The following is a 12535-nucleotide window of genomic DNA, read 5'->3' on the forward strand; positions in this document are numbered from 1 at the left end:
CTCCCTGGGCTAAGGTCTCCCTTCAAAAGGAAACCCTTATCGTGGTCTTCTATTTAATTTCTGATGCGTCCGACCTGCAAGATTTTTTTTGCGTTCTATGCTTTTCTATATTTATGTTAGAATCGCTTCTCTCTGGAGAGATGGCAGAGTGGTCGAATGCGCCGGACTCGAAATCCGGTATACGGTTATACCGTATCGTGGGTTCAAATCCCACTCTCTCCGCCATACCGTTATCTCATAAGCCCTCATTGACTGTCATTGAATATCTAGAATGCCAATAACGACGGGCGTTTCCTCCTGTTGCGTTATGTCATTGGATATCATTGGATGTCATAAATATTCATTGAATCACGCACAAAATGGTTCCTATTTAGGACCCAAAGGATAATGTCCCAAGCACCTGTTTCACACACCCCTCCGCCTAGTTACGGGCAGCGGAGAAAGATTTTCAACTTGTAGCTTTATTTGATTGGTGCGGCAGATGCAAATGAGATCTTTAACAATTTATTAGCCGCCTAACATGGAAGTGAGGGGCTCCAGCGATTCTTTCGAATCTCAACGGCATCTTAAGTGCCACAATAAAGTTTTCCGAGAACTTAAATAAGGGAGCCCCTCATGACTAATGATATGCAATTTTCTTCTGTTTGTGGTATTGACATTGCTAAATCGGTAATGCAGGTCTACAAAGTTACCTCTGATGGCGTTGTCTCTAATAAGGCAGTTAAAAGGGCGAATTTTCTGGATGAGTTTAGAAACGTTCCCCCAGCCTTGATAGGGATGGAAGCTTGCGGCGGCTCTCAACACTGGGCTCGCGAACTGCAAAATTTAGGACATACAGTTCGCCTTATGTCGCCAAAGGCAGTAAAGCCATACGTCACAGGGCTGAAGAATGACAAAAACGATGCTCGTGGTATTTATACCGCTCTTGCGATGGGCGTACGTGAAGTGCCGGTTAAATCTGCCGCTATCCGTGATCTGGCATTGCTGCAAACAATGAGAACCAAGCGCCAAAGAGAAAAGGTCGCAAAGATTAACCACATCAGAGGTATCTTGTCTGAGTATGGGTTGGTTATGGGCAAAAGTATAAATGCATTTTTAGCAAAGGCCGGCTCCTTAATAGCTGAGTTGAAAGAGCGTGTTGACGTTAGTTCATATGTGGTTTCTGAACTGATTACTCTCTTCGAAGAGGTTAAAGGTTCAATCTTAAAAATCCAAGAGTTGGAAAAGAACATTCAGTCCATTGCAAGGGACAATAGACAATATGAGTTATTTCTATCTGCGCCGGGAGTTGGTCCGATAACGGCCGCAACAATGACGGTGTTGCTCTGCAATCCCTCAGTCTTTAAGAATGGGAGGGAGTTTGCCACTTATATAGGCTTAGCTCCAAAAAGTACAGGAAGCGGAGGAAAAAATATAGTTACTCATATTCCCAGCAAGTTTGACTGTAACAACGAGGCCAGATCGCTTCTTGTTCAATGTGCTCATTCCATTTGCAGGTTACAACACAAGTCGGAATGGGTTTCTTCGATCTTAATGAGAAAGCCGAAGAAGGTCGCTGTTATTGCTATTGCAAATAAGAGTTCCCCGCGCGAGCGGGGTTGAACGGGATCCACCGGATTCCCTTGACTCCCTACCTCAGAGTTCCCCGCGCGAGCGGGGTTGAACCTTGAGAGCCGCCTCCCGATATCTCGGCTCTGTCGAGTTCCCCGCGCGAGCGGGGTTGAACCGGTAGTTGAAATACGCGGCAATCTCTTCAGGTGGAGTTCCCCGTGCGAGCGGGGTTTAACCGATGATTGATTACTTCCGTATTTTGATAATAGGGAGTTCCCCGCGCGAGCGGGGTTAAACCGACTTTTAGGATATGATCAGGAGTCAGTCGCAAGAGTTCCCCGCGCGAGCGGGGTTGAACCGAAGAGCCGGTATATCCGTTTTACTTATTCCTTGAGTTCTCTGCGCGAGAGGGGTTGAACCGCCGTTGAAAGAATTTGCCAACTGGAATAGTTATAACCTAAGCAAAAAAACAAATCCAGGCTGGAAGGCTAAACGACAGTCATGAGAAGGCTACGCATTTTAATGGCGGACTCTACAGCTTTATCGAAAACAACTGTCCAGCTCTCGGGATTTTCAATATTGATTTCAGCCACATCTATCGTGAGAGTAAGGTTCTTATCCTTGGAGACAGATAAGTTCGATTGCAGCGTGCAGTTCCAACTATCGAGGTTTTGTAACGCTCTATTTATCGAGTCATTATTTTTTATATACATGGAAATTGAAAGCTCTTTCTTCTGATACGAAGCCGTGAAGAAAAGATGGGCTTTCATGGTTCCTACACGCAATTGGAAATTCAGCCGGTTAGATGGTCTTCCCCATGAAAATCCTTTTAGGCGATCGTTTGACTGCAGGTACTCGTAAAAATCCGACCAAAATTCCAAACGAAACTCCTCCGCATCAGATTTTTCACTTGGGCTCTTTTTGTTTTTTCCCCATGCATTTGGGCCTTCGACAACATTGAAGTTAGGGGCTAATGGAGAGTTATCGATTTTCCACAATTCGATCTCAATCAAGAAAAAGTCAATAGATTGATCTAGATGAGAATTAAGCCATTCGATCGCTTTGGCGTGCTCTTGCCGGGCATGTTTGACAATCCAGACAACAGTAGAAGCGTCCTTTCCTGCTGCATATGTGAGGATCTGTCCAAGATGCTTATGATTCGACTCTTCTAGTTGGTTCTCAATGATGACAGCCTTTCCGGATTCGCTATCCCTTGCAAAAAGGTCAGCTCGGAATTCTCCAATTTTTTCCTCGGTGTGAATTAACTCCAAGTCTAGTCCCAAGACTTTTCCTAAGTCATTTAGATTTTCTTCTTCCGCTAACCATCGAGAAAAATCTCGAGCTTCATTTCCCCAAACGGATCGAATGTCTTTGATCCTCTCCAGCTTTCCGAGTTTTGGCTTATTCCTAGTGTTCATCTGACCCTCCTTCTTGTTTTTAACTCTCACAGTTTTTTGACGTTGTGACAGATTGATATTAATCAAAGAAGTTATCTGTACAGAGATGATTGTCAGTTTTCTTATCAATATTCTTTAAAAGTCAGTCGCGTCGCTAACGCCGAAAAAGATTAAATTCTAGACTGATATGACTGATCTATTAAGATCTGAAAACCATTAGACCCAGTTCGTCCATCCTGCCCATTCTGTAGGCTCTGAATTGGTAAACCTCGGTCTCGCCACTAAAATTAGTAAGTTAACAAAATTAAAACTTACTGCCCTTAGGCAATACGGGTGAAGAGAATGGAACTCGATCTGACCGGAAGAATTATTTCAATCGTCCTGCTCATTCTAGCCAGCGGATACTTTTCAATGGCAGAAATTTCTTTGGCCGCCTCTCCAAAAGTGAAACTGCATCAGGCACTGGAAAACGGAGATAAAAGGGCACAGCAGGTGCTCGATCTTCAGGTAAAGCCGGGGCCGTTCTTTTCTGTAATCCAGATCGGCCTGAACGCGATCGCAATTCTCGGCGGTATCATCGGCGAGACCGTGTTCTCGCCGTATTTCGAAATGCTTTTCCGTCTGTTTCTCTCGCCGGAACTTTCTTCGTCTCTCGGATTCTTCTGCTCGTTCTTTACGATCACGATGATCTTTGTTTTGTTCGCCGACCTGATTCCTAAACGAATCGGTCTGAATAAACCGGTTGCGATTTCTTTGTCGCTGATCCGCTCTATGCTTTTCCTGATCTGGATCTTCAAACCTTTTGTCCTCATGCTGACAGGAATGAGCAACGCGATCCTCAAAATAATGGGACTGCCGATAAAAAACGAAACGACAATTACCAGTGAGGACATTATCGCAACGGTAGGCGCCGGTACCGAGGCGGGACTGCTCGACAGAAATGAACAGGAAGCGATTGAAAATGTGATGTCGCTGGAAGACCGCTTGGTCACGAGCGCTATGACTACGCGGGATTCTGTGATCTATTTCGGACTGAATGACACGTTCGAAAAGATCAGACCGCTTATCGAAAAAAATCCGCACAGTAAATATCTGGTCTGCGATTCAACCGTGGACCGGATTATCGGTTACGTGGACTCTAAAGATTTACTGTGCAGGGCGCTTGAAAATGAAAAATTCTCACTGAAAGAAAAAGGACTGATTAAAACCATCGCGATTGTTCCGGATTCATTATCTTTGTCCGAAGTTCTTGAAACTTTCAAAAAGCAGGGCAGGGATTTTGCCGCGGTGGTTAACGAATATGCGCTGACTGTAGGCGTCATCACTTTGAGCGATGTGATGAGTACGGTCATGGGCAGCCTCGTTCAAACGGAAGAAAACGGCTATATCGTGCAGCGAGACGACGGAACCTGGCTGATGGACGGTTCGACCCCGATCGAAGAGGTGGAGAGAACGTTTGAAATCGAAAAGATGCCGGAAGAAGAAACCTACGAAACTATGGCGGGCTTCATGATGTACATGCTGAGAAAGATTCCGAAACTGACGGATAAAGTGGATTTCGGCGGTTATCGCTTTGAAGTTATTGACGTGGATATGAACCGAATCGACCAAATTCTGGTCACAAAACTTCCGAAGGAGCCGGATCAGCCGGACTAATTTGAAGAAAGCCGCTTCGCGCGGCTTTCAATTTAAGCAGTGAAAATTCCGTAAATGAGCGTACCGACCAAAAGGGCGCAAAGAATGGAGACAAGCCAAATCCAAATTGAAGTTTTAGGCGGCTTTTCCATCACTCCAAGCGTTGCAAGACATTTGGGACAGTGCGTCGCGGTCACGTGTCCGTCTTCAACAACAGCCTTTGGGATGATCGGACTTCCGCAGTGCGGACACTTCACGCGCAGATCGACGGCGGCTCCGGAGGCCGCTGCAAGTCCCTTATCTCGGTGATACAGACGAATCGCAAACGGAGCGTCCTCAATAAGGCTGAATTCGACAATATCCTTTAGAAGCGGCTCATAGCCGGGATCGAGCTGATTGGCGTCAAAAGTGAAGGTTCTTCCACCTCCGCAGCTGATCGTTCCGTAATTTCCGTCATCGAGAATTTCGGTGATAACGCCTTTTAGGACAGGGTTCTCTGAATTTTTAATCTGCTCAGTCATATTCTATTCATGAGAAGCATTGCGCTTTTGCGTGACGCCCCCCCCCTCTTTTCAGTTAACGATTCATTATCCTTCGATTTGTTCGGTTTCGGAATCGGTCGCATCCAAAGTAGGTTATGAGACAAAAGAAATTCCGGGCTCATTTTACGGGTAAAATTTTTGTCTATAACTCTCTCTCAAAAAGAACTAAGAAAATGGAATTAACCTTCGGAATCCTGCTTTTTTGTATCGCTGCTTTCTTTGTGGCGGGATTTATCGACTCCATCGCAGGCGGCGCCGGTTTTGTGACCGCGCCTTCGCTACTGCTGGTCGGTATGCCTCCTCATATGGCACTCGGTACCGGAAAACTTGCCACAAGTATCGGTTCTCTCGTTGCGCTCTGGACTTTCTGGAGAGGCGGACTCATTCTGATGAAGATTGTTCCGATCGGAATACTCTCATCCATGATCGGATCCTCGCTCGGTGCTTACTGCGCGCTTCAGATTGCGAGCGCGACAATGGGCAAAGTGATTGTGGTCATGCTGCCGCTCGGTATTCTTTTTACGATCCTTACGGGCGGCTTTAAGCTTGATGAAGGCGAGCTTCCCAAAAAATTCTTCTGGCCCAAGGTCACGCTGATCGGGCTTTTGATTGGCTTTTACGAAGGATTTTTCGGGCCCGGCGCGGGAACCTTCTTTTTAATCGCGCTTCATGTGTTTCTTCGCATGGGCATGGTTCAGGCTTCCGGTACTGCGAAGGCTTTCAACATTGCCGCCAACTTTGCCGCTTTCTGCACATTTGCGACGGGTGACTGTGTTTCTTATCAGGTCGCTATTCCGTGCGCTATCGCGAGCATGGTCGGTAATCGTGTCGGCGCTTACTACGCCATTAAGATCGGCGGCAAGTTTGTGAGAAATATTCTTTATGTGGTACTTGCGGTTCTGATGGTTTCTTTGGTGTATCGCTTCTTCATTGCGTCTTAGCGCAGGATATAAACAAAAATAAAGGCCGCCTAATCAGCGGCTTTTATTTATTTCTCAGGCGCTCAATTTGCCTGCGGTTCTTCGGTCGGCTGATGGTTCCTTGTTACGATTTGTTTTTAAAAAAAAGGAGCACAACCATATGACCGACATGACAGTTGTCAATATTTCCGCGATTCAGGCGGTCGCGTTAGCGTCAGTGACTTACTACTTTGGTGTTTGGGTCAGACGCCGCGTGAATATTCTGGAAAGATTTTCCATCCCGACTCCGGTTGTCGGCGGTATGCTGGTCGCTTTTGTGCTTTCCGCGCTGGAAGGATTTGGAATCTGCGCCTTTAAATTTGATACATCGCTGCAGACGCTTCTGATGCTGGCGTTCTTTACCACGATTGGTCTGGTCGCAAGTCTTAAGGTGGTTTTTGAAGGCGGGAAACTTTTGGTTGGTTTTTTAATCGCCGTCACCATTTTGTGCGTGCTTCAAAATCTTATAGGCATGGGCTTAGCCGATTGGTTGGGACTGGACTTCCACTATGGTCTGCTGGCGGGTTCCGTTTCTATGATGGGCGGGCTTGGAACCGCGGCTGCGTTCGGACCGTATTTTGAGCAGACTTATCACATTGTGGGCGGAACAGCGGCCGCGATTACCGCGGCGACGTTCGGCATGGTGATCGCGCTCATCATCGGCGCGCCTTTCAGCCAGTGGCTGATTCGCCGCTATAAGGTTCAAACGCCGAAAGCGGTCGGAAGACCGGAGCCCGAATTAAAGATTCCGGAAGACATTGACACCGCCGTTGTGGACGACACGTCCCCCACTTATACGCCCGAGCTACTTAAAGCGGGAACCATTGTGGCCGTGTGTATGGCGTTCGGTACGATTCTGTCCATGTTTATGGGTCAGTTTATCACGCTGCCTGCATACATCGGTTCGATGATCGTCGCCGCGATTGTCCGCAATATCGGAGATTTCAGCGGCAAATATACTGTTGAAGGGAAGGGACTGAACACCATCGCGGAAATGAGTCTTGTGCTCTTTGTGACAATGGCGATTAACGGATTAAAGCTGCACGAGCTGGTTCATCTGGCGGTGCCGCTCATGATTATTTTGGCGGCCCAGACCGTTTTGATGCTTGTCTTTGCCTGGGGCGTTTTCTTCATGCTGTTTGGAAAGACTTACGACGCCGTGATGCTGTGCGCAGGCGGTATCGGATTTTCAATGGGCGCGACCGCCAACGGCTTAGCCAATATGCAGGCAATCGCTGAGAAATACGGCTCGAGCCCCAAAGCGTGGCTGATTGTGAGCTTAGTCGGCGCGTTTCTGATTGACTTGATCAATGCGCTGATGATTACCTGGATGGCGACCTGGTAAACGATCATGAAACGGAATGTTGCGAATTAAGAGTACTGTTACGAACGCATAAGAAAAAACCAGGACTTGACTGGAAAAATAAATTGAAAATTCGTTAAAGGCCGAATTGATTCAATAAAATACAACCGTGTTCTAGGAAAGGAACATACCATTTACTTTAATTCGTTTAGGAGTATTACCAATGAAGAAGATTGTTCTCTTGCTCGCCAGCATCGGTTTAATGACAGCCGCTCAGGCCGCCTACAAAGACGGTACATACGAAGGCGAAGGTGATGGCAACCACGGCAAGATCACAGTTTCCGTAGACGTTAAGGGCGGCAAGATCGCTAACGTTAAGGTTCTGAAGCACACAGAAACCGACATGATCATTCAGGCCCCGATCGACAACATGATTCCTGAAATCGTTAAGAAGAACGGTGTTGACGGAGTTGAAACTGTTGCCGGTGCAACAAACTCTTCTAAAGGTATTCAGCAGGCTGTTAAGAACGCCCTTGCTAAAGCTCAGTAATTTGAGTTAGACCTCTTTCGATGAATCCGGATTCTCACGAATCCGGATTTTTTTCGTCTTTATCTCTAGTTTCGGGAAGAATCTGTTAATCTACTTAAACGAATAAAACATAAAGGGAGCTGCCATGCAGGAGAGCGACGGAAATCAGCCGACAGCAGAGACTCCGAGAAATACGATACTTATTGTTGACGATGTCGAATTAAATCGCGACGTGCTTTCAATCATGTTCTCTCAAAATCACGAAGTGCTTTTTGCGGAGAACGGACCTGAGGCGATTGAAATCATACAGAAGCAGTCCAATAGCATCTGCGCGATTCTGCTTGACTATTTGATGCCCGGGATGGACGGTCTGACATTTTTGAAGACTGTTCGCGGTCGGGGGCTTATTGACGATATTCCGGTATTTTTGATTACAGCTTCGCTTGAGCACGATGTTGTGCATCGAGCTTACGATTTGGGCGTGATGGATTATATTCAGCGGCCGATTTCTCCGTTTATCGTGCAGCGCAGAATTGAGAATGTGATTGAGCTGTATCGGACGCGCATACAGTATGCCCGACTTTTAAAATCGCAGAAGCATCTTCTTGAGCGTCTGCAGGCTGCTGAGGACTCAGCTCCGGATATTATGTTCTAGAGAAGAGCATGTGAATAAATTCGGCCGCTTTAAGCGGCCGAATTTACGTGGTTTGAGAGGTTTTTATCAGGGTACCGTCATATCAAAACGTTTATCATCCGCGTTCTTATGGCACTGACGGCAGTACACAACGCTCTGTTGGTGTTCCTTATGGCAAAGTGTGCAGCGCAGCTGACCCGCGTGACTGTCATGAGGATTTAAAGCGACTTTCTTTTCCGCGGACGCTTTTGCTAAGTCCGGATAGTTGTGGCACTGCATACAGGTCTTGGATTTAGCGGCTGCAACCGGAGCGGCGCTCTTGTGGCACTGCTCGCAGCTGACGCCTTTGGCCTGATGCTTCATCATGGTCGGCTGGGCTGAAACCACGGAACATAATCCGATAAAGAGCAGGGATGCAAGCGCGAATTTTAATTTTTTCATATTTTCGGACGGGGCCTTACGGCCCCGTTTTCTCAGGTTTAGTTACCTTCTTTGATGGCTTTGATCGCGTTGTCCGCAGCGACTCTGCCGCTGGTCATCGCGAACGAAGAGGCAGAGCCTTCGCAGCGCAGGTCATAAGAAGAGTCGTAAAGACCACCAATGTCCTGACCGACGACGTAGAGGTTGTTGATCACGTCGCCCTGAGGATTAAGCGCTTCAAACTTGGGATTGACGGTAACGCCGCCAAGTGTCAGGAAGAAAGCGCGGATGCCTTTAAGCGCGTAGTAGGGGCCTTTTTCCATGTTGAAAGTAGCCAGATGTTCGGGCAGACGGCCGAATTCCGGATCTTTTCCGGCCTTGGCGTACTCGTTGACCTTCTGCATGGTTTCGCGGAGGTTCTTAGCGGGAACACCGATCTGAGCGGCCAGATCGTCGATCGTATCGGCCTTAAACGCCCAGCCTCTCTGCTGACCGATTTCGAATGTCTTTGGCAGCGCTTTCAGAGGAACGCCTGCGTGAACGATCGCGTTGAACGGAAGCAGAGCGCCTTTGTTGACGAGCTGATCGTATTTCTGCTGGTCGATGATGTTGTACATCACGCCGCCCGCGCTTGTCATTGCATTGTAAACGTCTACGAATACCGAGCCGCGGGATTCGTTAAAGAAGCGTTTGCCGTGCTGATCCACCCACAGCCAGGGCTGAGCCAGTGCGCAGCGGCCCTGTTTGAGTTCGTCAGCGCCCATGAACTGGTTGATCGGGGGCATATCGGCAAGGTAAGGCGCGTTGCCTGCGAGCGCATGCATGCCTTTAACGCCTGCGCCAACAAGCTGAGCCATTTGGATACCGTCACCGGTTCTGCCGTCGCCGTTCTTGCCGTCGGTAACCGGACCGCGGTACCAAACCGGTTCAAACATGCCGAGCGCGGAGGAGTCGTTCACGTACTTAGCGAGCATTTCTTTGTTGGACTCAAAGCCGCCCGTTGCGAGGATTACTTTCTTTGCTTTGACGATAACTTTTTCGCCTTCGCCGTCAACCGCTTCCACGCCGGTGATTTTGCCGTTTTCGACGAGAAGTTTCTTAGCCGGAGTTTCGGTCAGGATCTTGCCGCCCTTAGCGTTGACCTCTTTGGCAAAGCGCTGGATGATTCCGGCGGCGCCGCCCTTGAAGAGGTGCCAAGTCATGAGAGATTCATCTTTGGGGTACATGGTACGGATGCCGCGCATTTCAGCGCCTTTATCCATAACCCAGTCGATAGTCTTGCCGGATTCTTCGATCAGAACGCGCAGGACATGCGGATCGGCTCTGTAGTGATGGAACTGGAGTGCGGCGGTCAGAACCTGGTCAACGGTTGTGTTGATGCCGTTGGCTTTCTGATAGCGAGTGCCGACACCGAGGGAGCCTTCGGGGAAGTTTCCGCCGCCGCCAAGCGCGGCTTCTTTTTCGAGAACGATCGGTTTAACGCCCTGGTCAACCGCGCTCTGAGCGGCTGCAAGGCCGGAGAGGCCGCCGCCCACGATGACGAGGTCGGTTTCATAAACTTGTGTTGCAAAAGCCGGGGCTGAGAAAGCGGCTGTCAGTGCGGATGTGATGGCAAGCGCCATTAACTGTCTGCGAAGCATAGTGAATTCTCCTTGAAGAAAATATTTATTTGTGCTGCAGGCAAAAGATTAGCAAGCTGACGGTTTCGTTAGATATGCAATTATTGCATTAGACTAATTGCGTTAAATGCAAATGAGATAAGTGAAATGTCGGATGTACTTAAGCTTTCTCTGGAAGATATTTCCTTTTTGATGGAGTTGGAAAAGAGCGGCGTTGTGCTGAAGGCTGGTTCTGTGTTCAATATGTCTCCTTCGACCGCGAGCAGAAATCTGACGAGGATTAGCGGCTACTTTCCCACACCGATTTTTAAATTTGAAGGCGGCTCCTGGAGAGCGACGGATTACTTTAAGCTGATTCGTCCGAATCTCATTGAGATGATTAAAAACGCGCAGACGCTGATGGCGCAGAGTTTTGACGCGAAGACTTCGGAGCGGACGTATGTGATTTCGTGCATGATGACCGAGGTGGAGCATGTCGTCGGCGGTATTCTGCCGAAGCTCATGGAGCGTTCGCCGCGCTCGAGACTGGACTTGAGCAAGCATGAAAACGAGCTTGCCGCGGTGCTTAACGGACTGGCGGATTTTGCGATTGTGACCGCAGTCGGACTTCCCGCGGATGTGCATGTGATGCGTCTTTATCCCGTAACGCGCGTCATCCTGATGCGTAGAAATCATCCTCTCACATTTGAGCGGCGTCAGCTCACCAAAAAGATTCTGATTCCGTATGATCGGGTATCGATTCTCACCGGACGAAGCGCTTCCTGGACGAGTCCCGAGCAGAATATTTTTCCGTATGAGCGCTATATGGAGCACACGCGTTATTCGACATCACGGTTTCACACGGCTTGGGAGGCTATGTCAAAAACCGACCTGATCTGTGTCTGCGGATGGAGAGCAGCGGAAATCGCGATGCGCTCGCATGATTTGGTTGCGCTTCCGCTTCCGATCGATGCGGAAGAGGATGAGCTTTGGAATGTTCTGATTTGGTCGGATGTGCGGCATAAAGATCCGGCGATTATTTGGATGCGATCGCTATTTAGCGAATGGGCTCAGGAGGAAGCCGCCCGTATTGCGGAACTTGAAGAAAAAGGAAAAGGACCGCCTACCTATAAAAAGCGGCGGTCCTCTGCAGGCGTTTAGAAGAAATTATGCTTCTTCGGGCGGGATGACGCAGGCGAGCGCGTTAAATCCCGCGTCGACATAAAGGGTTTCCGCGGTAATGCCGAACGAGGAATCGGAGAGAAGGAACGCGGCAGCGTTTCCGACGTCTTCGATAGAAACGAGCGATCTCAGCGGGCTGACCGAGCGGCTTTGCGCAAGCATTGTGCCGAAGTTTTTAATACCGCTTGCGGCAAGCGTTTTAATCGGTCCGCAGGAGATGGTGTTGGCGCGCATGCCTTTGGGGCCGATGTCGGCGGCGATATATCGGGTCGCAGCTTCAAGCGCCGCCTTGCACAGTCCCATAGTGTTGTAGTTGGGGACGATTTTTTCTCCGCCGAGGTAGGAGAGCGTGAGAAGGGATGCTTTGTGTCCTTCCATCTGAGGAAGAAGCTTCTTAGTGAGCGCGGCGTAGGAATATACGGAGATATTCATGGCCGAGAGAAAGCCCTCGCGCGTGATGCCTTCCAGGAAACTTCCGCTGATGGCTTCGCGGGGCGCCCAGCCGATGGAGTGTACAAAACCGTCGAAGCCGTCGGACCAGCGGTTGGCAAGTTCCAGCGCCGCCAGATCAACGGATTCGTCGGAAGAGACGTCAAGTTTGATGACCTGACCGGCTCCGAGCTCGTCGGCAAAGCCCTGGACTCTGTCTTTAAAGCGTTCGTTATTGTAGGAAAGCGCGAGCTGAGCTCCTTCGCGAGCGCAGGCCTGAGCGATACCATAGGCAATAGAGCGGTTTGAAGAAATACCGGTAATCAGGAATTTTTTTCCAGCAAGCAATGCCATTT

General features: G+C 48.8%; 11 protein-coding genes, 1 tRNA gene, 1 pseudogene and 1 CRISPR repeat array. Of the genes and pseudogenes, 8 read left to right on the forward strand and 5 right to left on the reverse strand.

The features are described from left to right. Positions 1 to 134 precede the first annotated feature (134 nt). Together NFR90_RS07790 and NFR90_RS07795 are read left to right on the forward strand one after the other, a co-directional pair. Positions 135 to 225: transfer RNA gene (locus NFR90_RS07790), tRNA-Ser, on the forward strand. A 402-nt stretch (positions 226 to 627) separates the two neighbouring features. Beyond that, positions 628 to 1518, forward strand: a pseudogene (locus NFR90_RS07795) (IS110 family RNA-guided transposase); the annotation flags it as partial. 59 nt (positions 1519 to 1577) lie between these two features. Beyond that, a CRISPR array of direct repeats spans positions 1578 to 1966; the repeat unit is 23 nt; unit sequence GAGTTCCCCGCGCGAGCGGGGTT. A 73-nt stretch (positions 1967 to 2039) separates the two neighbouring features. On the opposite strand, the gene NFR90_RS07800 reads toward NFR90_RS07795, so the two are convergent. Beyond that, positions 2040 to 3035, reverse strand: a complete 996-nt coding sequence (locus NFR90_RS07800; protein WP_251452038.1) for a DUF4268 domain-containing protein — start codon at positions 3033 to 3035, stop codon at positions 2040 to 2042. Positions 3036 to 3290: 255 nt separating this feature from the next. Between NFR90_RS07800 and paeA the strand changes: the two genes are divergently transcribed. After that, on the forward strand, positions 3291 to 4604 hold the full coding sequence (paeA, locus tag NFR90_RS07805) for a polyamine export protein PaeA (RefSeq protein WP_251452041.1): 1314 nt from the start codon (positions 3291 to 3293) through the stop codon (positions 4602 to 4604). Positions 4605 to 4636: 32 nt separating this feature from the next. On the opposite strand, the gene NFR90_RS07810 is transcribed toward paeA, so the two are convergent. After that, positions 4637 to 5104 (reverse strand): zinc ribbon domain-containing protein, encoded by a 468-nt coding sequence (locus tag NFR90_RS07810; RefSeq protein WP_251452044.1) that lies wholly within the window; start codon positions 5102 to 5104, stop codon positions 4637 to 4639. 194 nt (positions 5105 to 5298) lie between these two features. Here NFR90_RS07810 and NFR90_RS07815 point away from each other — a divergent pair, with 194 nt between their 5' ends. The 4 genes from NFR90_RS07815 (at position 5299) to NFR90_RS07830 (ending at position 8571) form a co-directional block, all read left to right on the forward strand. Beyond that, complete coding sequence (locus NFR90_RS07815) at positions 5299 to 6066, forward strand: sulfite exporter TauE/SafE family protein (RefSeq protein WP_251452059.1); 768 nt, start codon at positions 5299 to 5301, stop codon at positions 6064 to 6066. Positions 6067 to 6205: 139 nt separating this feature from the next. Beyond that, the gene (gene gltS / locus NFR90_RS07820; protein ID WP_251452072.1) at positions 6206 to 7429 is read left to right on the forward strand and encodes a sodium/glutamate symporter; all 1224 of its coding nucleotides are present in this window, start codon (positions 6206 to 6208) and stop codon (positions 7427 to 7429) included. A 181-nt stretch (positions 7430 to 7610) separates the two neighbouring features. Next, the gene (locus NFR90_RS07825) at positions 7611 to 7937 is read left to right on the forward strand and encodes an FMN-binding protein (RefSeq protein WP_160335308.1); all 327 of its coding nucleotides are present in this window, start codon (positions 7611 to 7613) and stop codon (positions 7935 to 7937) included. 124 nt (positions 7938 to 8061) lie between these two features. Then, the gene (locus tag NFR90_RS07830) at positions 8062 to 8571 is read left to right on the forward strand and encodes a response regulator (protein WP_251452075.1); all 510 of its coding nucleotides are present in this window, start codon (positions 8062 to 8064) and stop codon (positions 8569 to 8571) included. 66 nt (positions 8572 to 8637) lie between these two features. Here NFR90_RS07830 and NFR90_RS07835 read toward each other — a convergent pair whose 3' ends face one another. Beyond that, the gene (locus NFR90_RS07835) at positions 8638 to 8991 is read right to left on the reverse strand and encodes a cytochrome c3 family protein (protein WP_251452078.1); all 354 of its coding nucleotides are present in this window, start codon (positions 8989 to 8991) and stop codon (positions 8638 to 8640) included. A 38-nt stretch (positions 8992 to 9029) separates the two neighbouring features. Beyond that, positions 9030 to 10610, reverse strand: coding sequence for an FAD-dependent oxidoreductase (locus NFR90_RS07840; protein ID WP_251452081.1), 1581 nt, complete (start codon positions 10608 to 10610; stop codon positions 9030 to 9032). Positions 10611 to 10736: 126 nt separating this feature from the next. Here NFR90_RS07840 and NFR90_RS07845 point away from each other — a divergent pair, with 126 nt between their 5' ends. Next, on the forward strand, positions 10737 to 11729 hold the full coding sequence (locus tag NFR90_RS07845; RefSeq protein WP_251452084.1) for a LysR substrate-binding domain-containing protein: 993 nt from the start codon (positions 10737 to 10739) through the stop codon (positions 11727 to 11729). 6 nt (positions 11730 to 11735) lie between these two features. Here NFR90_RS07845 and NFR90_RS07850 read toward each other — a convergent pair whose 3' ends face one another. Then, entirely contained in the window at positions 11736 to 12533 is a 798-nt protein-coding gene (locus NFR90_RS07850) for an enoyl-ACP reductase FabI (protein WP_251452087.1), read from the reverse strand. Positions 12534 to 12535: the final 2 nt, after the last annotated feature.

It is taken from the genome of Parasutterella muris (genome assembly GCF_943193095.1).
GTDB classification, from domain to species: Bacteria; Pseudomonadota; Gammaproteobacteria; order Burkholderiales; family Burkholderiaceae_F; genus Parasutterella; species Parasutterella muris.

Excerpts from the sequence above, each read along its gene's own strand:
- paeA (WP_251452041.1), top strand. The coding sequence starts at position 3,291 with ATGGAACTCGATCTGACCGGAAGAATTATTTCAATCGTCCTGCTCATT.
- NFR90_RS07850 (WP_251452087.1), bottom strand. The coding sequence starts at position 12,533 with ATGGCATTGCTTGCTGGAAAAAAATTCCTGATTACCGGTATTTCTTCA.
- NFR90_RS07845 (WP_251452084.1), top strand. The coding sequence starts at position 10,737 with ATGTCGGATGTACTTAAGCTTTCTCTGGAAGATATTTCCTTTTTGATG.
- NFR90_RS07815 (WP_251452059.1), top strand. The coding sequence starts at position 5,299 with ATGGAATTAACCTTCGGAATCCTGCTTTTTTGTATCGCTGCTTTCTTT.
- NFR90_RS07830 (WP_251452075.1), top strand. The coding sequence starts at position 8,062 with ATGCAGGAGAGCGACGGAAATCAGCCGACAGCAGAGACTCCGAGAAAT.
- NFR90_RS07810 (WP_251452044.1), bottom strand. The coding sequence starts at position 5,104 with ATGACTGAGCAGATTAAAAATTCAGAGAACCCTGTCCTAAAAGGCGTT.
- gltS (WP_251452072.1), top strand. The coding sequence starts at position 6,206 with ATGACCGACATGACAGTTGTCAATATTTCCGCGATTCAGGCGGTCGCG.
- NFR90_RS07835 (WP_251452078.1), bottom strand. The coding sequence starts at position 8,991 with ATGAAAAAATTAAAATTCGCGCTTGCATCCCTGCTCTTTATCGGATTA.
- NFR90_RS07840 (WP_251452081.1), bottom strand. The coding sequence starts at position 10,610 with ATGCTTCGCAGACAGTTAATGGCGCTTGCCATCACATCCGCACTGACA.
- NFR90_RS07825 (WP_160335308.1), top strand. The coding sequence starts at position 7,611 with ATGAAGAAGATTGTTCTCTTGCTCGCCAGCATCGGTTTAATGACAGCC.